Genomic DNA, 25834 nt, shown 5'->3' on the forward strand with positions numbered 1-25834 from the left:
CCCCGGCGCGTTGTGATTACCGCTGTGTGACCGGCCGTTGGGGCGCCGGCGGGCAGACTGGCGATCACGCACCACTTCCGCTCGCCCGCATTCTTCGAATCCGAATGCAGGGCACCCGTACTGGTCACCGGTCCATGGGGGTCTGGCAATGCCGGCAATGAAGGAAATCGCTGTCGTCGGGATGTCCTGCCGGTTGCCGATGGCGTCGGACCCGGAATCATTCTGGAAACTCCTGAGCGCCGGGGAAAGCGGGCTCACCGAGGGCCCTGACGGCCGCCGTGGCGGTTTTCTCGACGGCGTCGGCGATTTCGACGCGGCCTTTTTCGGGGTGTCGCCGCGCGAGGCGGCCGTCATGGACCCGCAGCAGCGGCTCGTCCTGGAACTCGCCTGGGAGGCGCTGGAGGACGCCGGCATCGTGCCCGCCGCGCTGCGCGGCAGCCGCACCGCCGTCTTCGTCGGCGCGCTCCGCGACGACTACGCGAACCTGCTGTACCAGCACGGCACCGAGGCGATCACCCAGCACACCATGACCGGCCTGAACCGGGGGATCATCGCCAACCGGGTCTCCTACTTCCTCGATCTGCACGGCCCGAGCCTCACCCTCGACACCGCGCAGTCGTCCTCGCTGGTCGCCGTCCACCTGGCCTGCGAGAGCCTGCGCAGCGGAGAGGCGGACACCGCGCTCGCCGCCGGCGTCAACCTGAACGTCCTGCCCGAGAACACGGTGACCGAGGAGCGGTTCGGTGCGCTGTCGCCGGACGGCGAGAGCTACGCGTTCGACTCCCGGGCCAACGGCTTCGTGCCCGGCGAGGGCGGCGGCGTGGTCGTCCTCAAGCCGCTGGAGCGCGCGCTCGCCGACGGCGACCGCATCCACGGCGTGATCCTCGCCGGCGCCGTCAACAACGACGGCGCCACCGCCTCGCTCACCGTGCCCGGCGGCGCCGCACAGGAGCAGGTCGTCCGCCTGGCGTACGAGCGCGCCGGGGTGGATCCGAGCGCCGTGCAGTACGTGGAGGCGCACGGCACCGGCACCTCCGTCGGCGACCCCATCGAGGCGGCGGCACTCGGTGCGGTGCTCGGCGCCGGGCGCCCGGCGGACGACCCCCTGCTGATCGGCTCGGCCAAGACCAACGTCGGGCACCTGGAGGCCGCCGCCGGCATGGCCGGGCTGCTCAAGGTGCTGCTCGGCATCCGGCACCGGCAGCTGCCGGCCAGCCGCAACTTCACCGCGCCCAACCCCGCGATCCCGCTGGCCCGGCTGCGCCTCGCCGTCCAGCGCGAGCTGTCCGGGTGGCCGCACCCCGACCGCCCGCTCCTCGCGGGGGTCAGCTCCTTCGGCATGGGGGGCACCAACGCCCACCTCGTCCTGGCCGAAGGACCCGGAGCCGTCCCCGCCCGCCCGTCGAGCACACGCAGGATGCCCCCCGTCATCCTTCCGTGGCCGGTCTCCGGGCGTGGCGGGGACGCCCTACGCGCCCAGGCGGGCCGGCTGCACGACCTGGCCGCCCGCGACGGCGCGCCGTCGCCGGCCGACGTCGGATGGTCCCTCGCCGCTACCCGCACCCCGTTCGCCGACCGCGCGGTGGTGCTCGCCGAGGACCGCGACGGGCTGGTGAAGGGGCTCTCCGCCCTCGCCGGCGGCCGTCCCTCGCCGCACCTGGTGACCGGCTCGGTGCGGCCCGGCCGGCTCGGCGCCGTCTTCACCGGGCAGGGCAGCCAGCGCACCGGCATGGGCAGCGAACTGCACGCGGCCTTTCCGCGGTACGCCGAGGCGTTCGACGAGGTGTGCGCCGCGCTCGACCCGCTGCTGCCGCGCCCGCTGCGCGAGGTGATCGACTCCGGCGAGGGCCTGGACGAGACCGGCTTCACGCAGCCCGCCCTGTTCGCCGTGGAGGTGGCCCTGTACCGGCTTGCCGAATCGTGGGGAGTGCGGTCCGACTTCGTCGCCGGGCACTCCGTCGGCGAGATCGCCGCCGCGCACGTGGCCGGGGTGCTGCCGCTGGCCGGCGCCGCGCGACTGGTCGCCGCACGCGGGCGGCTGATGCAGGAGCTGCCGGCCGGCGGGGCGATGGCCGCGGTCGAGGCCGCGGAGGAGGAGGTGTCCCGGCTGCTGGCCGGGCACGAGCACGAGGCCGGCATCGCCGCTGTCAACGGCCCCGCCGCGGTGGTCGTCTCCGGCGCCGCGCGGGTGGTCGAGGCCGTCACCGCCGAACTGGCCGCGCGCGGGCGCAGGACCAAGCGGTTGCAGGTCTCGCACGCCTTCCACTCCCCGCTGATGGAGCCGGTGCTCGAAAGGTTCCGCGCGGAGCTGGACGGCCTGGAGTTCCACGAGCCGCGGATCCCCGTCGTCTCCACCGTCACCGGCGTTCTCGCCGCGGCCGGCGAGCTGCGCTCGCCCGGCTACTGGGTCGAGCAGGTGCGCAGGCCGGTGCGGTTCATGGCGGCGGCCAGGACCCTGGAGGACGAGGGCGTCACCACCTACCTCGAACTCGGGCCGGACGGCGCCTGCTCGGCGATGGTCGGCGCATCGGTGCGCGACGCCGGTGCGGCCGTGCCGGTGCCGGCCCTCAGGGCGGGCCGCCCGGAGGCGCGGAGCCTGGTGGCCGCGCTCGCCACGGTGTTCGTGCACGGCGGCGCGGTGGACTTCACGGCCGCGTACGAGGGCACCGGCGCGGGCCGGGTCGACCTGCCCACGTACCCGTTCCAGCGCAGGCGGTACTGGTTCGACGGCGCCGGGCCGCGGGTTCTGCGCCGGCCGGCCGGGACTTCGGCAACGCCGCAGCGCGGGGCCCAGGCCACCGAAGCCCCCGCGACCGAAGCCCCCACCACCCAGGCCCCCGTCACCGGGAGCCCCGAGGAAGCGCCGGTTCAGCCGGCCGGCGCCGGCAGCCCCGCCGGGAGCCCCGCCGCCGTTCCCGAGGCCGAGCGCCGCCGCACCCTCACCGACACCGTCCGCGCCCACACCGCCGCCGTCCTCGGCCAGGAGGAGGCCCAGGGGGTCGGCCTGCACGACACCTTCAAGGACCTGGGCTTCGACTCGCTGATGTCGGTCGAGCTGCGGGACGCGCTGGCCGCGGAGACGGGGCTGCGGCTGCCCAGCGGCCTGCTGTTCGAGTGCCCCACGCCCGGCGACCTGATCGACCACCTGCTGACCCGGCTGCTCGGCACCGCCCCGGCCGGCGGGGCGGACGCGGTGGACGCTCAGGGGGCGAACGGCCGCACGGCGGCCGGGGACGGCGACGGCGATCCGGTCGCGATCATCGGCATGGCCTGCCGCTACCCCGGCGGCGTCGCCTCGCCCGAGGACCTGTGGCGGCTGGTCTCCGACGGCGTCGACGCGATCTCCGGCTTCCCCGGCGACCGCGGCTGGGACCCTGACCTGTACGACCCCGACTCCGAGCGGCCCGGCCGCAGCCATGTGGACCGCGGCGGGTTCCTGCACGACGCGGGCGAGTTCGACGCGGCGTTCTTCGGCATCTCGCCGCGCGAGGCACTGGGCATGGACCCCCAGCAGCGGCTGCTGCTGGAGACGGCATGGGAGGCGGTCGAGCGCGCGGGCCTCGACCCGCGCTCGCTGCACGGCAGCCGCACCGGCGTCTTCGTCGGCGGGACCGCCCTCGACTACGGCCCGCGCATGCACGAGACGGGCCACGGCGTGGACGGCCACGTCCTCACCGGCAGCACCGCCAGCGTGATGTCCGGACGCATCGCCTACCAGCTGGGGCTGCTCGGCCCCGCCATCACCGTGGACACGGCGTGCTCGTCGTCGCTCGTGGCGCTGCACATGGCGGTGCGCTCGCTGCGCTCCGGCGAGTCGTCCCTGGCGCTCGCGGGCGGCGCCGCGGTGATGTCGGGGCCCGGCATGTTCGTGGAGTTCTCCCGGCAGCGGGGGCTGGCCGCCGACGGCCGCAGCAAGTCCTTCGCGGCGGCCGCGGACGGCACCTCCTGGTCGGAGGGCGTCGGGATCCTGCTCGTCGAGCGGCTCTCCGACGCCCGCCGGGGCGGCCACCGGGTGCTCGGCGTCATCCGCGGCACCGCGATCAACCAGGACGGCGCCTCCAACGGCCTCACCGCCCCCAACGGCCGCTCCCAGGAACGGGTGATCCGCCAGGCGCTCGCCGACGCCCGCCTCACCGCCGGGGACGTCGACGCCGTCGAGGCGCACGGCACCGGCACCACCCTCGGCGACCCCATCGAGGCCGAGGCCGTGATCGCCACCTACGGGCAGGACCGCGAGGGCACCGAGCCGGTGTACCTCGGGTCGCTGAAGTCGAACATCGGGCACGCGCAGGCGGCGGCGGGTGTGGGCGGCCTGATCAAGATGGTGGAGGCGATGCGCCACGCCGCCCTGCCGCGCACGCTGCACGTGGACGAGCCCACCGGGCACGTCGACTGGTCCGCGGGCTCCGCGCACCTGCTCACCGAGGCCCGACCGTGGCCCGAGACCGGCCGCCCCCGGCGGGCCGCCGTCTCGTCGTTCGGCATCAGCGGCACCAACGCGCACGTCATCGTCGAGCAGGGCGATCCGGAACCGGCCCCCGCGGTCTCCGAGGTGGCCGCTCCCGTGCCGTGGGTGGTCTCCGCCCGGGACGGCGGGGCGTTGCGTGCCCAGGCCGGGCGGCTCCGCGACCACCTGCGCGGGCCGGCCGGACGGGACCTGGCCGGTGTCGGCCTCGCGCTGGCCGCCACCCGGACCGCGTTCGAGGAACGGGCCGTGGTCACCGGCACCGCGGCGGCCGACCTGCTGGCCGGGCTCGACGCGCTCGCGGCCGGCCAGCACCACCCGGGCCTGGTGCGCGGCAGCGCCGCCCGGCCCGGCCGGACGGCGGCGCTGTTCACCGGCCAGGGGGCGCAGTACGCCGGCATGGGCCGCGAGCTGTACGCCGCCTTCCCGGTCTTCGCCACGGCTCTGGACGCGCTCTGCGCCGAGCTCGACCCCTACCTGGACAGGCCGCTGCGTGCGGTGATGTTCGACGAGGACGCCGGGGCCGCCGGGGCGGCGGGCGGGCTGCTCGGCCAGACCGCCTACGCCCAGCCCGCCCTGTTCGCCGTCGAGGTCGCCCTCTACCGGCTGCTCGAACACCACGGGATGACCCCGGACTTCGTCGCCGGCCACTCGATCGGCGAGCTGGCCGCCGCCCATGTCGCCGGCCTCTGGCCGGTCGCTGACGCGGCCCGGCTGGTCGCCGTGCGCGGCCGGCTGATGCAGGCCGCGCGGGCCGGCGGGGCCATGGTCGCGATCCAGGCGAGCGAGGCGGAGATCACCGCGTCCCTCGGGGACCGGGGCGGCCTCGCCGGGCAGGTCGCCGTCGCGGCCGTCAACGCCCCCGACTCCGTCGTCGTGTCCGGCGACACCGACGCCGTCACCGCGCTGGCCGCCGAGTGGGCGGCCCGCGGCCGCAGGCAGCGCAGACTCACCGTCAGCCACGCCTTCCACTCGCCCCATATGGACGAGGTGCTGGAGGAGTTCCGGGCGACCGCCGCCGCGCTCACCTACCAGGTGCCGCACATCCCCCTGGTGTCGACCCTCACCGGCCGGCTCGCCACCGCGGACGAGCTGCGCTCCCCGGACTACTGGACACGGCAGCTCCGCGGCACCGTCCGCTTCGCCGACGCCGCCCGCACCCTGAACGAGCAGGGCGCCACGGTGTTCGTCGAGTGCGGCCCCGACGCGGTGCTGTCGGCGCTCGCCGGCCGGCCCGGCGCGGGGGGAGCCGACGTGGACGGGTCTCCCGCGGTGGGGGCCCTCACGGATGGTTCCCCCGCCGAGCCGTCCTCCACGGGCAAGCCCGGCACCGACGGAGCCTCCGCCGCCCGGCCCGCCCTCGCCGTGCCCTTGCTGCGCCGGGGCAGGCCCGAGGCGGCGACCCTGGTCACGGCCCTCGGCAGTGCCTACGCGGCCGGTGCCCCACTCGACGTCGCCTCCTTCTTCCCGGGCGCCACCGCGGCCGAACTGCCCACCTACGCCTTCCAGCGCGAGCGCTTCTGGCTGGCCCCGGGGACCGCGGGCGACCCGCGCCACCTGGGACTGGCCGCGTCCGGGCACCCGCTGCTCGGCGCCGTGGTCGACGTGGCCGGGCGCGACGAGTCCGTGCTCACCGGCCGCCTCTCGCCCGCCGACCAGCCGTGGCTGGCCGACCACGTCGTCGGCGGCACCGTCCTCGTCCCGGCGACGGCCTTCCTGGAGCTGGCCGTCGCCGCCGGCGACCGGGTGCGGGCCCCGCACGTGGCCGAACTGACCCTTCAGGCGCCCCTCGCCGTCGCCGCCGACCGGGCTGCGCAGGTCCAGATCACGGTCGGCGCGCCGGACGCGTCCGGCGCCCGCCCCTTCACCGTGCACGCACGCCCCGACACCGGCGACGCCCCCGCGGAGGAGTGGACGCGGCACGCCTCGGGGAACCTCGTCACCACCGTGCCCGAGACCGCGGGCGCGGACGGCGCTGAGCCCGGAGTGCCCCGGCAGTGGCCGCCGGCCGGCGCACGGCCCGAGCCGGTCACGGACGTCTACGAACGGCTCGCCGCCGCCGGATACGACTACGGCCCGGCCTTCCGGGGCCTGACGGCACTGTGGCGCGGTGCCGACGGGGACCTGTTCGCGGAGGTGCGGCTGCCCGAGGCACAGCACGAGGCAGCCGCGCACTTCGTCATCCACCCGGCGCTGTTCGACGCCGTGCTCCACCCGCTCGTCCTCCATGCCGCACGGGACACGGCGCAGGGCGAGATCCGGCTGCCGTTCCTGTGGGCGGGGCTGGCCGTGCACGCCGCCGGGGCGACGGCGCTGCGGGTGCGGATCTCCGCCGACACTGCGGCGGGCACCGCCGCCCTCACCCTCGCCGACAGCGCGGGCGAGCCCGTCGCCTCCGTCTCCTCGCTGGTGCTGCGGCCGGTCGCCCGCGAACGGCTCGCCCGCACGCCCGGCGGGCGCGATCCGCTGTACGCGCTGCGCTGGCCCGCCGTTCCCGCCCCGGCCGCCGGCACCGGCCAGGACCCGGCCGCCTGGGCCGAGTTGACGGCCGACGACCCGGATCTCTCCGCGGTGCACGGCGCGGCGACGGTCGTCCTGCGCGTCGCGGCCGGGGGGACGGGTGACGGACAGCCCGGTGGGCCGACGGCCGCCGGGCCTGCCGACGGCCCGGCGGAGCGGGTGCTGCGGCTGGTACAGCAGTGGCTGGCCGACGAGCGGTTCGCCGAGAGCCGCCTCGCCGTGGTCACCACGCGTGCCGTCGCCGTGCTGCCCGGGGAGGACGTGCCCGGCCTGGCCGCCGCGCCCGTGTGGGGCCTGGTCCGCTCGGCCCAGTCCGAGCAGCCGGGCCGGCTGGTGCTGGTGGACCTGGACGAGGCGGCCGCGCCGGCGGAGCCGGGCGAGGCTTCCGAGCCGGGCGAGCCGGACGCCCCGGCCGGGGAAGCCTTTCTCGCGGCAGCGCTCGCCCTCGGCGAGCCGCAGGTCGCCGTCCGCGGCGGCGCGCTCCACGTGCCGCGCCTGACGACGGTGTCCGCGGACACCCCCGGGCCCGTACCCGCCTCCGCGTCCGCGCCCGCCCCCGCGCCCGCCGAAGGCGCCACAGCGCCCCAGGACGCTCCGGCCGCCGGCCCCTCCGCCACCGGCACTTCGGTTCTCGACCCCGACGGCACCGTCCTCATCACCGGCGGTACCGGGGGCCTCGGCGCGCTGCTGGCCCGGCATCTGGTGACCGCCCACGGAGTGCGCCACCTGCTGCTCGCCAGCCGCCGCGGCGCGGACGCCCCGGGCGCCCGTGAACTGGCGGCGGAGCTGCGCGAGCTGGGCGCCGAGGTGACGGTGGCCGCCGCCGACGCCGCCGACCGCGCGGCACTCGCGGCACTGCTGGCGTCGGTACCGGCCGAGCACCCGCTGACCGCCGTCGTGCACACCGCGGGCGTCCTCGACGACGCGACCGTCCCGTCCCTCACGCCCGAGCGGCTGCGCGCCGTGCTGCGGCCCAAGACGGACGCCGCCCGGCACCTCCACGAGCTGACGCGGGACCACCCGCCGGCCGCCTTCGTGCTGTTCTCCTCCGTCTCCGGCCTCGTGGGCACCCCCGGCCAGGCCAACTACGCCGCGGCCAACACCGGCCTGGACGCCCTCGCGGCCCACCGCCGCGCCCACGGGCTGCCCGCCGTCTCCCTCGCCTGGGGCCTGTGGGACGGCAGCCACGGCATGGGCGCGACGCTCGGCGAGGCGGACCTCGGGCGCTGGGCCCGCGCGGGCTTCGCCCCGCTCGCCCCCGAGCAGGGCCTCGCCCTCTTCGACCGCGCGCTGGCGGGCGGCGACGACGCCCTGCTCGTACCGGCACGCCTGAATCCGGCCGGGCCGCGCACGGAGACCGGTCCGATGCCCGCGGTCCTGCGCGGCCTGGCCGGCCCCACCGCCCCCGCGCGCCGCACGGTCACACCATCGGGCGCCGCCGGCGGCGACTCCGCGTGGGCCGCTCGCATCGCCGCCCTGCCCGCCGACGAGCAGCGGACCGAGGTGCTCGACCTGGTCCGCACCGTCACCGCCGAGGTGCTCGGCCACCCGGGCATGACCTCCGTCGCCGGCGAGCAGGCGTTCAAGGACATCGGCCTGGACTCCCTCGGCGGTGTCGAGCTCCGCAACCGGCTGGCCGCCCGCACGGGCCGGCGGCTCTCCGCCACCGCCGTCTTCGACCACCCGTCGCCTGCCGCTCTGACGGCGCATCTGCTGGGGGAGCTGTCCGGTGAGCGTGCCGGGGCGGACGTGGTGCGGGCGGTGGGCGGTGTGTCGAGCGAGCCGATCGCGATCGTGGGCATGGCGTGCCGTTATCCGGGTGGTGTGACGTCCCCGGAGGACCTGTGGCGGCTGGTGGCCGACGGTGTGGACGCGGTTGGCGAGTTCCCGGCTAACCGCGGGTGGGATCTGGAGGGGTTGTACGATCCGGATCCGGATCATGCGGGTACGTCGTATGCGCGGCATGGCGGGTTCCTGTACGAGGCGGACGAGTTCGATCCGGGGTTCTTCGGGATGTCGCCGCGTGAGGCGCTGGCGACGGATCCGCAGCAGCGCCTGCTGCTCCAGACCGCCTGGGAGACGTTCGAGAGCGCGGGCGTGGTGCCCGCCACCCTGCGCGGATCCCGCACCGGCGTCTTCACCGGCGCCATGTACGACGACTACGCCTCCCGCCTGCCCAGGGCGCCCCGTGAGTTCGAGGGCCTGCTGCTCGCCGGCAACCTCTCCAGCGTCGCCTCCGGCCGCCTGTCGTACACGTTCGGCCTTGAGGGGCCTGCGGTGACGGTGGACACGGCGTGCTCGTCGTCGCTGGTGGCGTTGCATCTGGCGGCGCAGGCGCTGCGGGGTGGTGAGTGCGATCTGGCCCTCGCGGGCGGTGTCACCGTGATGTCGGGCCCGAGCACCTTCGTGGAGTTCTCGCGGCAGCGTGGGCTCGCGCCGGATGGGCGGTGCAAGTCGTTCTCGGCGGCGGCGGACGGTACGGGGTGGTCGGAGGGTGTGGGTCTGCTGCTGGTGGAGCGGCTGTCGGATGCCCGCCGCAAGGGGCACCGGGTGCTGGCGGTGCTGCGCGGGTCCGCGGTGAACCAGGACGGTGCGTCCAACGGTCTGACGGCTCCCAATGGTCCGTCGCAGGAGCGGGTGATCCGTCAGGCGCTGGCCAACGCACGCCTCCAGCCCACCGATGTCGACGCCGTCGAGGCCCATGGTACGGGTACCACGCTGGGTGATCCGATCGAGGCGAACGCGTTGCTGGCGACGTATGGCCGGGAGCGGTCGGAGGGGCGTCCGTTGTGGCTGGGTTCGTTGAAGTCGAACATCGGGCATGCCCAGGCCGCTGCGGGTGTGGGCGGGATCATCAAGATGGTGGAGGCGATGCGGCACGGTGTGCTGCCGCGCACGCTGCATGTGGATGAGCCGTCCGGGCATGTCGACTGGGATGCGGGTGCGGTGCGGCTGCTGACCGACGCGCGGCAGTGGCCCGAGGCGGAGTCGGGGCGGCCGCGCAGGGCCGGTGTGTCCTCGTTCGGGATCAGCGGCACCAACGCCCACGTCATCATCGAACAGGGCGACCACGAGCCCACCCCCACCCCCGCGAGCGAAGCCGGCGTGCCGTCCGGGGACGTGGCCGCCGCGGCTGACGTACGCCCAGCCGAGAGCACACACGGGGCCGGCGCCCCGCACGCCGTTACCGTGCCGTGGTTTCTCTCCGGCCGGGACGAGGCGGGCCTGCGGGCCCAGGCGGAGCGGCTGGCCGGGTTCCTGTCAGGGCGGCCGGAGGCCGACCCCGTCGACATCGGGTTCTCGCTGGCCACCACCCGTGCCGCCCTGGAGCACCGCGCCGCGGTGATCGGAGCGACCCGTGACGAACTGCTGGCCGGGCTCCAGGCGCTCGCCGGCGGCGGCAGCGCCCCGGGCGTCCTGCGCTCCTCGGGGCCGCGCGGCGAAGGCGCCGCACAGGGCCGGGGGCGCACCGCGTTCCTGCTGACCGGGCAGGGCAGCCAGCGCCTCGGCATGGGCCGGGAACTGTACGAGTCGTCACCGGTGTTCGCCGCGGCCCTCGACGCCGTGTGCGCTCACCTCGACCCCGTCCTGATGCGCCCCCTCAAGAGCGTCCTGTTCGCCGCCGAGGAGACCCCCGACGCCGCACTGCTCGACCAGACGGCCTACACGCAGGCCGCGCTGTTCGCCGTCGAGGTCGCCCTCCACCGGCTCCTCGAACACCACGGTGCGACCCCGGACTACCTGCTCGGCCACTCCATAGGCGAGGTCACCGCGGCACACCTCGCCGGGGTGTGGGACCTGCCCGACGCCTGCGCCGTGGTCGCCGCGCGCGGCCGGCTGATGCAGGAGGCCCGTGAGGGCGGTGCGATGGCCGCGCTGGAGGCGTCCGAGGACGAGGTCCGCGAGACGCTCACCGGCCACGGCGCGTCGGCGGTCGCCGTCGCCGGGGTCAACGGGCCACGTGCCACCGTGGTCTCCGGTGATGCCGAGACCGTGGACGCCGTCGCCGGGCTGTGGCGCTCGCGCGGCAGGAAGACCAAGCGCCTGCCGGTGAGCCACGCCTTCCACTCCCCGCACATGGACGACGTCCTGGCCGACTTCCGGGCCGCCCTGGACGGCGTCACGTTCCACGAGCCGCGCATCCCCGTCGTCTCCAACACCACCGGCGAACCCGCCACCGCGGCCGACCTGCGGTCGCCCGACTACTGGGCGCGGCACATCCGAGAGGCGGTCCGCTTCCAGGACGGGGTGCGGTTCCTCCAGGCGGAGGGCGTCACGGAGTACGTCGAACTGGGCCCGGACGGCGTCCTCACCGCCATGGCGCAGGAGTGCCTGGAAGCGGACCGCGCCACGTTCACGCCCGTGCTGCGGTCCGCGCGCCCTGAGCAGCACACCGTCACCGCCGCCCTCGCCCGCATCCACCTGGAAGGCGGCACGCTCGACTGGGCGGTGACGTTCCCCGGCGGGCGCCGCACCGACCTGCCCACGTACGCCTTCCGGCGCGAGAGCTACTGGCTGAACGCCCCCGCCGAGGCCGCCGACGCCACCGGACTCGGCCTCACCGCCGCCGGGCATCCGCTGCTGGGCGCCGCCGTCGCCGTCGCGGACCGGGACACCTGGCTGCTGACCGGCCGCCTGTCGCTCGCCACGCACCCGTGGCTGGCGGACCACGCCCTGCACGGTGTGACCGTCTTCCCCGGCACCGGCCTGCTGGAGCTGGCGGTACGGGCGGGGGAGGAGGCCGGCTGCCCGGAGGTGGCGGAGCTGACTCTCGCGGCGCCCCTCGTGGTGCCGGCAAGCGGCGGCACCCAGGTGCAGGTCGTGGTGGACGCACCCGACGAGCACGGCCACCGCCGGATGGAGATCCACGCACGCCCGGACGGCGCCGCCCGCGCCGACGCCGCCTGGACCACCTGCGCCGTGGGCCGTCTCGCGCCCGCCACCGCCGACGCGCCCGCCCCCGACCCTCTCGCCGCGTGGCCGCCCGCGGGCGCCGCCGAGGTCGACCTGAGCGGTGCCTACCAGCGCCTCACCGCGGCGGGCTACGCGTACGGGCCCGCGTTCCAGGGGCTGCGCCGCCTGTGGCGGGCGGACGGCGAGCTGTACGCGGAGGTGGCCCTAAGCGACGAACAGCGCACCGACGCCGCCGGGTACGCCCTGCACCCCGCCCTGCTGGACGCCGCCCTGCACACCCTGCTGCCGGGCGTGGCCCGCGCGGACGCCGCCGCCGTGCTGCCGTTCAGCTGGGAAGGCGCGCGCGTGCACGCCGTGGGCGCCACCGTGCTCCGGGTGCGGCTCGCGGTGTCCGGCGGCGACTCGGTCGCGCTCACCGCCACGGACGGCACCGGCACCGTGGTCGCCTCGGTGGACTCCCTCGCCCTGCGGCCGCTCTCGGGGGATGCGCTGCGGGGCGCCGCCACCGCCGCCCGGGACACCGGGGACGGCCTGCTGCGCGTGGAGTGGTCCCCGCTGGCGGAGCCCGGTCCCGCCGAGCCCGCGGCGCACTCGTGGACGGTCCTCGGCGACGGGGAGTCGGTCCCCGATCTGACCACGCTGCCCGAGGACCTTCCGGACACGGTGCTGGTCCGGCTGCCGTCCTCCGATCCCGACGCCGATGTTCCCGCGGCCGCGCGTGCCGCCGTCACTGGTGTGTTGGGGTTGGTGCGGGGGTGGTTGGGCGGGGAGCGGTTCGCCGGTGCGCGGTTGGTGGTGGTGACGCGTGGTGCGGTGTGCGTGGGCTCGGAGGGCGCGGGCTCGGACGGCGCGTCGGCGGAGGGGACGGCTCCGGAGGGTGCTCCGTCGGATCTGGCTCATGCGGGTGTGTGGGGCCTGGTCCGGTCGGCGCAGACGGAGAATCCTGGTCGGTTCGTGCTGGTGGATGTGGTGGGGGAGGGTTCCGAGGCTCTGTTGAGTCGTGCGGTGGCTTCGGGTGAGCCGCAGGTGGTGGTGCGTGGTGGGCGGTTGTGGGTGCCTCGGCTGGCACCCGTGCCCGTGCCGGTGCCGGTGTCGGTGTCGGTGCCTGTGTCGGAGCGGGTGCCGGATTCGGCGGGTGGTGTGGTGCCGTCGTGGTCTGAGGGCACGGTGCTGGTGACGGGTGCGACGGGTGTGCTGGGTGGGGTTCTGGCGCGGCACCTCGTGACCCGGCGTGGGGTGCGCAGGTTGCTGCTGGTGAGCCGTCGGGGCGGGTCGGCGGAGGGTGCGGTGGAGTTGCGCGAGGAGCTGGCCGGGTTGGGTGCGGAGGTCGTGTTCGCGGCGTGTGATGTGGCGGATCGGGATGCTCTGGCTGAGGTGCTGGCGAGGGTTCCGGCGGAGTCTCCGTTGCGTGTGGTGGTGCATGCGGCGGGTGTGGTGGATGACGTGGTGGTGTCCGGGTTGTCGGGGGAGCGGTTGGAGCGTGTGCTCCGGCCGAAGGTGGATGCCGCGTGGAATCTGCACGAGTTGACGCGTGAGAGCGATCTGTCGGCGTTCGTTCTGTATTCGTCGCTGGCCGGGCTGCTGGGGACGGCGGGGCAGGCGAACTACGCGGCGGGTAACGCGTTCCTGGACGGACTGGCGTCCTATCGGCGTGGGCTGGGACTCCCCGCGGTGTCGATGGCGTGGGGCCTGTGGGAGCAGGCCAGCGGTCTCTCCGGGCATCTGGGGGAGACGGACCTGCGCAGGCTCTCGCGACTGGGTCTGCGTCCGCTGGCGTCCGACGACGCGATGCATCTGTTCGACGCGGCCCAGACCGTCGACGAGCCCGTCCTGGCCGTCAGCCGGCTCGACACCGCCGCCCTGCGCGCACAGGACGAACCGCCCACCCTGCTCAGGTCCCTGGTTCCCGCGCAGGTGCGGCGCCGCGCAGTACAGGCCGCCGCCCCCGCCGAGGTGCCGCTTGCGGAGCGCCTGTCCGGGCTCTCCCCCGTGCAGCGCGAGCGCGCGCTCACCGAACTGGTGCGGAACCAGGTGGCCGCCGTGCTCGGCTACGCCGACCCGGGCCACATCGAGGACGACCGGTCCTTCCAGGGCATGGGCTTCGACTCCCTGACCGCCGTCGAACTGCGCAACCAGCTCGGTGCGGCCACCGGCCTGCGGCTGCCCACCACCCTGGCCTTCGACCACCCCACACCCGCCGCCCTCGCCGCCCACATCGGCGCCGAACTCGCCCTGGACACCTCCGCCGACTCCGGCGCCGCGACCGTCCTTAAGGAACTCGACCAGCTGGAGGCCGCCCTGCGCGCCGCGACGGCGGGCACCGGCGGACCGGGTTCCCACGAGCAGATCACCGCACGGCTGCGGGAGCTCCTGGACATCGTCCAGAGCGGCGACGACCCCGACACCGACGCCAAGGCGGACGCGGACGAGGACCTGGAGTCCGCCACCGACGAGGAGCTGTTCTCCCTCGTCGACGAACTCGACTGAACCCGCCCGCCTACCCGCCCACCGCCAACCGCACCCGTCACGACCCGAGCCCTCACGAGCCAAGCCAAGCCGAGCCAAGCCGAGCCGAGCCGAGCCGATCCGCCAGTCACGACCCGATCCTTCACGACCCGACCCCTCACCACCCGATCCGTCACGACCCGATCCGTCATCAACACCTCCCGGAGAGTTGAGAGCACGTGGCTGACGAGACCAAGCTTCGCGACTATCTCAAGCGGGCCATCGCCGACGCGCGGGACGCGCGCAGGCGCCTGCAGGAGACCGAGGAGAAGCAGCACGAGCCGATCGCGATCGTCGGCATGGCGTGCCGTTATCCGGGTGGTGTGACGTCGCCGGAGGACCTGTGGCGACTGGTTGCGGACGGAGTCGACGCGGTGGGTGACTTCCCCGCCGGCCGCGGCTGGGACCTGGAGGGCCTCTACGACCCGGACCCGGACCACACCGGCACCTCCTACGCGCGCCACGGTGGGTTCCTGTACGAGGCGGACGAGTTCGATCCGGGGTTCTTCGGGATGTCGCCGCGTGAGGCTCTGGCGACGGATCCGCAGCAGCGCCTGCTGCTCCAGACCGCCTGGGAGACGTTCGAACGGGCCGGTATCGACCCGGGCACCCTGCGCGGCAGCTCCACCGGGGTGTTCACCGGCGTGATGTACAGCGACTACGGATCGCGTGCCCTGCTGCCGCCGGACGGTTTCGAGGGCTACCTGTTCAGCGGCAGCGCCGGCAGCATCGCCGCCGGGCGGCTGGCCTACACGTTCGGTCTTGAGGGGCCTGCGGTGACGGTGGACACGGCGTGCTCGTCGTCTCTGGTGGCGTTGCATCTGGCGGCGCAGGCGCTGCGCGGCGGGGAGTGCGATCTGGCCCTCGCCGGCGGCGTCACCGTCATGTCCACCCCCGTGGCGTTCATCGAGTTCTCCCGGCTGCGTGGCCTGGCTTCCGACGGGCGGTGCAAGTCGTTCTCAGCGGCGGCGGACGGCACCGGGTGGTCGGAGGGTGTGGGTCTGCTGCTGGTGGAGCGGTTGTCGGACGCGCGCCGCAACGGTCATCAGGTGCTGGCGGTGCTGCGCGGGTCCGCGGTGAACCAGGACGGTGCGTCCAACGGTCTGACGGCTCCGAACGGTCCGTCGCAGGAGCGGGTGATCCGCCAGGCGCTCGCGAACGCCGGCCTGCGGCCGGGAGACGTGGACGCGGTGGAGGGCCACGGCACCGGCACCACGCTCGGTGACCCGATCGAGGCGAACGCGCTGCTGGCCACCTACGGGCAGGGGCGGTCGGAGGAGCGTCCTCTGTGGCTGGGGTCGTTGAAGTCGAACATCGGGCACGCCCAGGCCGCTGCGGGTGTGGGCGGGATCATCAAGATGGTGGAGGCGATGCGCCACGGTGTGCTGCCACGCACGCTCCACGCGGAGGAGCCGTCGGAGCGCATCGACTGGGACACGGGTGCCGTGCGGCTGCTGACCGAGGCCCAGGAGTGGCCGGAGGCCGGCGCGCCCCGGCGTGCCGGCGTGTCCTCGTTCGGCTTCGGCGGCACCAACGCCCACGTCATCGTGGAGGAGGCACCGGCCGAGGAGACCTCCGAGGCACCGGCGGATCCGGTCAGGCGGCCGTCCGTGTTCGCGTGGACGGTGTCGGGCCGGGACGAGGCGGGGTTGCGGGCGCAGGCGGGGCGGTTGGCGGAGTTCCTGTCGGGTCGGCCGGATGTGGATCCGGTGGATGTGGGTCTCTCGCTGGCGACCACGCGTACCGCTCTGGACCGGCGTGCCGCGGTGGTCGGTGCCACACGTGAGGAGTTGCTTGCCGGGTTGGAAGGCTTGGCCCGGGGCGAGCTGGGCCCCGGCGTGGCGGCCGGTGGTGTGGTGCGTGGTGGCCGGCTGGGCTTCGTGTTCACCGGCCAGGGGGCCCAGCGCACGGGTATGGGTGAGCAGTTGTACGAGGCGTTTCCGGTGTTCGCGGAGGCGTTCGATGAGGTGTGCGCGGCGCTGGACCCGTTGCTGTCGCGGCCGTTGCGTGAGGTGATCGCTTCGGGGGAGGGGCTGGACGAGACCGGGTTCACCCAACCGGCGTTGTTCGCGTTCGAGGTGGCGCTGTTCCGGCTCGTCGAGTCGTGGGGCGTGCGGCCGGACTTCGTAGCCGGGCATTCGATCGGTGAGGTGGCCGCTGCCCACGTGGCAGGGGTGTGGCCGCTTGAGGACGCGTGCCGGTTGGTGGCCGCTCGTGCGGGGTTGATGCAGGAGTTGGCACCCGGTGGGGCGATGGTGGCGGTGGAGGCCACCGAGGACGAGGTGACCGGCCTGCTGGAGGGCCGTGACGGGGTGGGCATCGCGGCGGTGAACGGGCCCCGTGCGGTTGTCGTCTCCGGTTCCGAGGCCGTGGTCGACGAGGTGGCCGCGGCGCTGTCCGAGCGGGGGCGGCGCACGTCGCGCCTGCCGGTGTCGCACGCGTTCCACTCGCCCTTGATGGAGCCGATGCTCGCGGAGTTCCGGCGGGTGGCGTCCGGGCTGGAGTACCGGGAGCCGGAGGTTCCGCTGGTGTCGGCGCTGACCGGTGACCTGGCCGAGCCCGGCGAGGTCATGGACGCCGAGTACTGGGTCCGCCATGTCCGCGAGCCCGTCCGCTACGCCGAGGCCGTGCGTACCCTGGCCGAGCACGGGGTCACCACGCTGCTCGAACTGGGTCCGGGCGCCGTCCTCACCGCGATGACCGCGGCCGCCGTCGAGAACCCCGACGCCCTCCTCGCCGTTCCCGCGCTCCGTGCCACCCGGCCGGAGCCGAGGACCCTGCTCACCGCGCTGGGCCACCTGCACGTCAGAGGCGTCCCCGTGGACTGGGCGGCGTTCCACGCCCCCGGCGGCGGGCGCCGCGTCGACCTGCCCACGTACGCCTTCCGGCGCGAGAGCTACTGGCTGAGCCCGGCAGTCCCGGCCACCGACGCGGCAGGACTGGGCCTGACCCCGACCGGCCACCCGCTGCTGGGCGCGGCCGTGCACCAGGCCGACGGCGCCGACACCCTCTTCACGGGCCGCCTGTCGCTCGCCGCGCACCCGTGGCTGGCGGACCACGCCCTGCACGGCGTGACCGTCTTCCCCGGCACGGGCCTGCTGGAGCTGGCCGTACGGGCCGGTCGGGAACTCGGCTGCGCGCGGGTGGAGGAACTGGCCCTCTCAGCACCCCTGGTGCTCCCCGAGCGCGGCGGGGTGCAGGTACAGGTCGTGGTCGGCGCACCGAACCCCGATGGCCGCCGCAAGATCGACGTGTACGGCCGCACCGAGGCGGACACCGGCCTCGAACAGCCGTGGACGGCGCATGCGACGGGATGGCTGGCGGTCGAGGCCGCAGAGGCCCCCGACGCCCCCGACGTCCCCGACGTCCACGGCGCTCCCGACGACCTGACGGTCTGGCCCCCGGCCGGGGCCACCGAACTGCCGCTGGATGACGCGTACGCCCGTCTCGCGGACGACGGTTACCACTACGGGCCCGCGTTCCAGGGACTCGGCCGGCTGTGGCAGGGCGCTGGCGGCGACCTGTACGCGGAGGTGGCCCTGCCGGAGGAGCAGCGCACGGCGGCCACGGGCTTCGCCCTGCACCCGGCACTGCTGGACGCGGCGCTGCACCCGCTGCTGCCCGGCATCGTGGACGGCGACACGCCCAGCAGGCTCCCCTTCGCCTGGTCGGACGCCGCCATCAGCGCCACCGGCGCGTCCACTCTGCGCGTGCGGATCGCCGCCACGGGTGCCGAGGCGGTGGCGCTCACCGTCGCGGACGACACGGGTGCGCCGGTGGCCGCCGTCAGGACCCTGACCCTCCGCCCGCTGTCGCGGGACGCCCTGCGCGCCGCCGTCGGCCCCACGTCCGACCGGCTCCTGCGGGTCGACTGGACCCAGCTCCAGGCTGCCGGGGTCCCGGACCCCGGCGAGACCTGGGCCGTGCTCGGCGACGATTCCCTGGGGCTCCCTGGCGCACGGGTCTTCCGGGGCCTGGCCGACCTTCCCCAGGCCGACCTGCCGGACACGGTGGTCGTGCCCGTACTCCCGTCCTCCGATCCCGACGCCGATGTTCCCGCGGCCGCGCGTGCCGCCGTCACTGGTGTGTTGGGGTTGGTGCGGGGGTGGTTGGGCGGGGAGCGGTTCGCCGGTGCGCGGTTGGTGGTGGTGACGCGTGGTGCGGTGGGCGTGGGGGGTTCGGCGGCGGGTACGGCGGCGGGCTCGTCGGGTGAGCCGGTGGGTGTGTCGGATCTGGCTCATGCGGGTGTGTGGGGCCTGGTCCGGTCGGCGCAGACGGAGAATCCTGGTCGGTTCGTGCTGGTGGATGTGGTGGGGGAGGGTTCCGAGGCTCTGTTGAGTCGTGCGGTGGCTTCGGGTGAGCCGCAGGTGGTGGTGCGTGGTGGGCGGTTGTGGGTGCCTCGGCTGGCACCCGTGCCCGTGCCGGTGCCGGTGCCGGTGTCGGTGTCGGTGCCTGTGTCGGAGCGGGTGCCGGATTCGGCGGGTGGTGTGGTGCCGTCGTGGTCTGAGGGCACGGTGCTGGTGACGGGTGCGACGGGTGTGCTGGGTGGGGTTCTGGCGCGGCACCTCGTGACCCGGCGTGGGGTGCGCAGGTTGCTGCTGGTGAGCCGTCGGGGCGGGTCGGCGGAGGGTGCGGTGGAGTTGCGCGAGGAGCTGGCCGGGTTGGGTGCGGAGGTCGTGTTCGCGGCGTGTGATGTGGCGGATCGGGATGCTCTGGCTGAGGTGCTGGCGAGGGTTCCGGCGGAGTCTCCGTTGCGTGTGGTGGTGCATGCGGCGGGTGTGGTGGATGACGTGGTGGTGTCCGGGTTGTCGGGGGAGCGGTTGGAGCGTGTGCTCCGGCCGAAGGTGGATGCCGCGTGGAATCTGCACGAGTTGACGCGTGAGAGCGATCTGTCGGCGTTCGTTCTGTATTCGTCGCTGGCCGGGCTGCTGGGGACGGCGGGGCAGGCGAACTACGCGGCGGGTAACGCGTTCCTGGACGGACTGGCGTCCTATCGGCGTGGGCTGGGGCTGCCCGCGGTGTCGGTGGCGTGGGGCCTGTGGGAGCAGTCGAGTGGCGCCTCGGGGCACCTGGGGGAGGCGGATCTGCGGCGGCTGTCGCGGTTGGGCCTGCGCCCGCTGGCCTCGGATGACGCGATGGGTCTCTTCGACGCCGTCCACGCCGTCGACGAACCCGTCCTCGCCGCGACCGGCCTGGACACCGCCGCACTGCGCAACGGTGACCCCGCGCCCATGATGCGCGGCCTGGTGCCCGCGGCTCGACGCACCGCACGGCCCGCAGGCACCGCACCGGCCGCCGGCACGCCCCTGGCCCGCCGCCTGTCGGCGCTCACCTCCGAGGAGCGGGAGCGCGCGGTGGCGGAACTCGTGCGGACCCATGTCGCCGACGTCCTCGGACACACCGGACCGCACGACCTCGACGCGGACCGGCCCTTCCAGGTCATGGGCTTCGACTCCCTGACCTCCGTCGAACTGCGCAACCGCCTCGGCACGGCCACCGGACTCCGCCTGACCACCACCCTCGTCTTCGACCACCCGTCGCCTGCCGCCCTGACGGCGCATCTGCTGGGGGAGCTGTCCGGTGAGCGTGCCGGGGCGGACGTGGTGCGGGCGGTGGGCGGTGTGTCGAGCGAGCCGATCGCGATCGTGGGTATGGCGTGCCGTTATCCGGGTGGTGTGACGTCGCCGGAGGACCTGTGGCGGCTGGTGGCCGACGGTGTGGACGCGGTTGGCGAGTTCCCGGCTAACCGCGGGTGGGATCTGGAGGGGTTGTACGACCCGGACCCGGACCACACCGGCACCTCCTACGCGCGCCACGGTGGGTTCCTGTACAAGGCGGACGAGTTCGATCCGGGGTTCTTCGGGATGTCGCCGCGTGAGGCTCTGGCGACGGACCCCCAGCAGCGCCTGCTGCTCCAGACCGCCTGGGAGACCTTGGAGAACGCGGGAATGGTGCCCGCCACCCTGCGCGGCTCCCGCACCGGCGTCTTCACCGGCGTGATGTACCACGACTACGGCTCCGGGCCCGGCCGGATCCCCCAGGACCTGGAGGGCTACCGGGCAGGAGGCAGCGCCGGCAGCGTCGCCTCCGGCCGCGTGTCCTACACGCTCGGGCTCGAAGGCCCCGCGGTGACGGTGGACACGGCGTGCTCGTCGTCTCTGGTGGCGTTGCATCTGGCGGCGCAGGCGCTGCGCGGCGGGGAGTGCGATCTGGCCCTCGCAGGCGGTGTCACCGTCATGTCCACCCCGCAGGCGTTCGTGGAGTTCTCGCGGCAGCGGGGCCTCGCGCCGGATGGGCGGTGCAAGTCGTTCTCGGCGGCGGCGGACGGTACGGGGTGGTCGGAGGGTGTGGGTCTGCTGCTGGTGGAGCGGCTGTCGGATGCCCGCCGCAAGGGGCACCGGGTGCTGGCGGTGCTGCGCGGGTCCGCGGTGAACCAGGACGGTGCGTCCAACGGTCTGACGGCTCCCAATGGTCCGTCGCAGGAGCGGGTGATCCGTCAGGCGCTGGCCAACGCACGCCTCCAGCCCACCGATGTCGACGCCGTCGAGGCCCATGGTACGGGTACCACGCTGGGTGATCCGATCGAGGCGAACGCGTTGCTGGCGACGTATGGCCGGGAGCGGTCGGAGGGGCGTCCGTTGTGGCTGGGTTCGTTGAAGTCGAACATCGGTCATGCCCAGGCCGCTGCGGGTGTGGGCGGGATCATCAAGATGGTGGAGGCGATGCGGCACGGTGTGCTGCCGCGCACGCTGCATGTGGATGAGCCGTCCGGGCATGTCGACTGGGATGCGGGTGCGGTGCGGCTGCTGACCGACGCGCGGCAGTGGCCCGAGGCGGAGTCGGGGCGGCCGCGCAGGGCCGGTGTGTCCTCGTTCGGGATCAGCGGCACCAACGCCCACGTCATCATCGAACAAGGCGACCACGAGCCCACCCCCACCCCCACCCCAACTCCCATCGCCACCCCCACTCCCACGACCGAAGCCGGCATGCCGTCGCCCGTCCCGTGGTTGGTGTCGGGCCGGGACGAGGCGGGGTTGCGGGCGCAGGCGGGGCGGTTGGCGGAGTTCCTGTCGGGTCGGCCGGATGTGGATCCGGTGGATGTGGGTCTCTCGCTGGCGACCACGCGTACCGCTCTGGACCGGCGTGCCGCGGTGGTCGGTGCCACACGTGAGGAGTTGCTTGCCGGGTTGGAAGGCTTGGCCCGGGGCGAGCTGGGCCCCGGCGTGGTGGCTGGCGATGTGGTGCGTGGTGGCCGGCTGGGGTTCGTGTTTACCGGCCAGGGGGCCCAGCGCACGGGTATGGGTGAGCAGTTGTACGAGGCGTTTCCGGTGTTCGCGGAGGCGTTCGATGAGGTGTGCGCGGCGCTGGACCCGTTGCTGTCGCGGCCGTTGCGTGAGGTGATCGCTTCGGGGGAGGGGCTGGACGAGACCGGGTTCACGCAGCCCGCACTGTTCGCGGTGGAGGTGGCGCTGTTCCGGCTCGTCGAGTCGTGGGGAGTGCGGCCGGATGTGGTGATGGGCCATTCGATCGGTGAGCTGGTCGCGGCGTACGTGGCGGGGGTGTGGTCGCTTGAGGATGCCTGCCGTGTGGTGGCGGCTCGTGGTCGGTTGATGCAGGAGTTGCCGCCGGGTGGGGCGATGGCGGCGGTGGAGGCCACCGAGGACGAGGTGACCGCCCTGCTGGAGGGCCGCGCCGGGGTGGGCATCGCGGCGGTGAACGGGCCCCGTGCGGTGGTGGTCTCCGGCGAGGCGTCCGTGGTGGACGAGGTGGCCGGCGTGTTGGCGGGGCAGGGGCGGCGCGTGCGCCGTCTTGCGGTGTCGCACGCGTTCCACTCGCCGTTGATGGAGCCGATGCTGGCGGAGTTCCGGCAGGCTGCCGAGGGAGTGGAGTACCGGGAGCCGGTGATTCCGGTGGTGTCCGCGTTGACGGGTGACATGGCCGAGGCGGGCCAGATCACCGATGCCGGCTACTGGGTCCGCCATGTCCGCGAACCCGTCCACTACGCGAGAGCCCTGCACACCCTCGCGGCAGACGGTGTCACGACCTTCGTCGAGATCGGCCCTGACGCCATCCTCACCGCGCTCGCCGCGGGCACCCTCGACCACGCACCCGGATCCGACACGGAGACGGACACGGACACGAACGCGGGCGACGCGTACCTCGCACTGCCCCTGCTCCGCCGCGACCGCTTCGAGCCCCACACCCTCCTCCAGGGCATCGGGCAACTGCACAGCCGCGGCGTCCCGGTGGACTGGGCGGCGTTCTACGCTCCCACCGGCGCCCGGCGCGTCCCCCTGCCCACGTACTCCTTCCGGCGCGAGAGCTACTGGCTGGCGCCGGAGGCCGAGACCGCCGCCGGGCCGGTGCCCGGTGCCACCGGACATCCGCTGCTGGGCACGGCACTCAGCCTCGGCGGCAGCGGCGACCTGGTGTTCACCGGGCTCGTCTCCGCGAGCACGCACCCGTGGCTGGCCCAGCACACCGTGCTGGGCCACACTGTCCTGTCCGCCGCCGCCCTCGTGGACACGGCGGTACGAGCCGGTGACGAGGTGGGCGCCACCGTGCTGGACGAGCTGTCGCTGACCGCGCCGCTCGTCCTGCCACCGCAGGGAGCCGTTCACCTCCAGGTCAGGGTGGGCGCTCCGGCCTCCGACGGCCGGTGCCCCCTCACCGTGTACGCACGCCCCGACACCGGGCACGACGGGGAGCCGTGGGCCGAGTACGCGCGGGGCCACTTCGGCGCCCACACCGAGGACCGGCAGGACGGCGGACCCGACGACGGCACCGTCCGCGAGCTGCGGCTGCCCGCCGAACTCGCCCACGAGGCCGACCGGTTCGGCCTGCACCCGGCGCTGCTGGACGCCGCACTCCTCGCTCACCCCTTCGCGGCGGGCGCGGGCGCCGTGGCCGTGCCCGCGACCTGGCGTGGCGTGCGGCTGCACGCCACCGGCGCCACCGCGTTGCGGGCCGTGCTGGCCGAGACCGGCGAACGCACCGTCGCGCTCCGGCTCACCGACGACCAGGGACGACCGGTCGCCACCGTCGACTCCGTCACCTACCGCGACGTCAACGAGGAGCTGTTCGTCCCGGCGGGCGGCGGCGCGGAGCCGCTGCTGCGGGTCGCATGGGTGCCCGCCACCGTGCCCGGCGCCGCCCCGCCCGTGTCCTGGGCGACACTGGGCGCCGACGGGTACACCGAGCCCGCGGCCATCGGCAAGGCCGTCGAGTCCGGTACGCCGGTCGACGCCGTCCTCGTGCCCTGGGAGACCGCGGGCGAGGACGACGACGGGGGCGCGCTGCACGACGGGACGCGCCGGGCGGCGCAGCTCCTGCGCGAGTGGCTGGCCGACGAACGCCTTGCCGGCACCCGGCTGGTCGTGGTGACCCGAGGCGCCACCGCGGCCCCGGCGGCGACGGGTGATGCCGGACGCGCCGCGTCCGGTGCCCGGTCCGGCGCACCCACCGCACTGGCCGCCGCCGCGGTCCGCGGCCTGCTCCGTTCCGCTCAGTCTGAGGCCGCCGGCCGGATCGTCCTGGTCGACGCCGCCCCGGCACCCGGCCGCCGCCCGGACCGGCCGGGCGCCGGGCCCCACGACGGCGTCTCTGCCCACGGCCGGGGACGCGACACCGAACCTGGGGAGCCCCGCCCCGGGCACGGCGACCGTTACGACGCCGAATCCCGCGCCGCCGCCGTCCACGGAGACGGTCAGGACGCCGAATCCCGCACCGCCGGCGCCCACGGTGACCTCCACGACGCCGAATCCCGCACCGCCGGCGCCCACGGTGACCTCCACGACCAAGGCTCCCGCACCACCGACGTCCACGGCGTGCCGCTCGCCCTGCTGGACGCGCTCCTCGCCTCCGGCGAGCCCGAGGCCGCGGTGCGGCACGGCCGGCTCCTCGTACCGCGCCTGACACGGATCTCCGGTGGGCGCCCGAGCACCCCGTCCGCGGCACGGGCCGCGGCATCCGCACCGTTCACCACCGTCCCCGTACACGCCCCCGAACCCGCTCTCGACTCCGGCGGCACGGTCCTGGTGACCGGCGGCGGGGCCCTCGCCGGCCTCCTCGGACGGCACCTGGCGGCCCGGCACGGGGCCCGGCACCTGCTGTTCGCCGGCCCCGAGAGCGGACGTGGGCAGGAAGCGGACGTGACGGCCGCCGAACTCGCGGCGCAGGGCATCGGCGTGACGTTCGCCGACTGCGACCCCGGCGACCGCGACGCGCTCGCCGCCGTGCTGGCCGAGGTGCCCGCGGAGCGGCCGCTCACCGCCGTCGTGCACGCCGCACCCCTCGGGGACGGCGGCAGCGCGCGGGACCTCGATCAGGACCGTCTGGACGATGTGCTGCGGACGGCCGCGGACGGCGCGCGGCACCTGCACGAGCTGACCCGGGACACCCCGCTGGCCGCCTTCCTGGTGCTCTCGTCCCCCGCCGGGACGGTGGCCGGGCCCGACCAGGCCCACCGAGCGGCGGCCGGCGCCTACCTGGACGCCCTAGCGGAGCAGCGCGCGGCCCTCGGCCTGCCGTCCCTGTCGCTCGCCCTGGGCCCGTGGCGGCACCCGGCGCCCGCGAACGCCTCACAGACCGGGCCATTCCCCACAGCATTCCGCCCGCTGACGGCGGAACAGGTGACCGCGGCGTTCGACGCGGCGTTGCGGACGACCGTGCGGCCGGCCGAAGCGGACACGGACTACCGGGCGGAGGCGCCCGCAGTCCTGCTGGCCGCCCGGCTCGACCCCACCCTCACGCACACCGCCGGCGGCGTCCCGCCGTTGCTGAGCAACCTCGTCAAGCCCCACCGGCCCGTGCTCGACCGGGTGGAGGCCGGACCGGACCCGGCGGACGCCGCGGGCACCCTGGCGCGGCGGCTGGAGGGCCTGGACGACGACGCCCGGCACCAGGTCGTCCGCGACCTGGTCCGCACGGAGCTGGCCGCCGTGCTCGGGCACGGGGACCCCGCCGCCGTCAGCCTCCGGCACGCCTTCCAGGACGCCGGGCTCGACTCGATCACGGGCGTGGAACTGCGGAACCGGCTCGGTGCGGCCACCGGCATGCGGCTGCCCGCCACCGTGGTCTTCGACCATCCGACACCGGCGGCGCTCATCGCGTACCTGCTCGACGAGACCGCCGGGCGGGACGCGGGGAGCACGCGGGCCCGGCCCGCGCTCGCCACCCAGCTCGACTGGCTGGAGGCGGCCGTGACCGAACTGCCCGAGGACGCGCCCGACGTGGATCGGACCACGCTCGGCGCACGGCTCCGGACGATCCTGCACAGGCTGGCCCCGCCCGGGGCCGAGGAGGAGCCGCGGTCCGGCTCCGAGGACGCGGCGAGCCGGCTCGCCGCCGCGTCGGCCGACGAGATCTTCGACTTCATCGACACCGAGCTCGGCCGCGGGCCGGGCCGATGACGGCTCACCGGAAGGAGAG

1 protein-coding gene and 1 pseudogene are annotated in these 25834 nt (G+C 75.0%); both read left to right on the forward strand.

Annotated features, from left to right (window positions below):
* The first annotated feature begins 157 nt into the window (after positions 1 to 157).
* Complete coding sequence (locus Sm713_RS31635; RefSeq protein WP_249416818.1) at positions 158 to 14386, forward strand: type I polyketide synthase; 14229 nt, start codon at positions 158 to 160, stop codon at positions 14384 to 14386.
* A 212-nt stretch (positions 14387 to 14598) separates the two neighbouring features.
* A pseudogene (locus Sm713_RS31640) lies at positions 14599 to 25815 on the forward strand (SDR family NAD(P)-dependent oxidoreductase); the annotation flags it as partial.
* Between the last annotated feature and the right edge of the window lie 19 nt (positions 25816 to 25834).

The sequence above is a fragment of the Streptomyces sp. TS71-3 genome, from assembly GCF_018327685.1.
Lineage (GTDB): Bacteria > Actinomycetota > Actinomycetes > Streptomycetales > Streptomycetaceae > Streptomyces.

Excerpts from the sequence above, each read along its gene's own strand:
- Sm713_RS31635 (WP_249416818.1), top strand. The coding sequence starts at position 158 with ATGAAGGAAATCGCTGTCGTCGGGATGTCCTGCCGGTTGCCGATGGCG.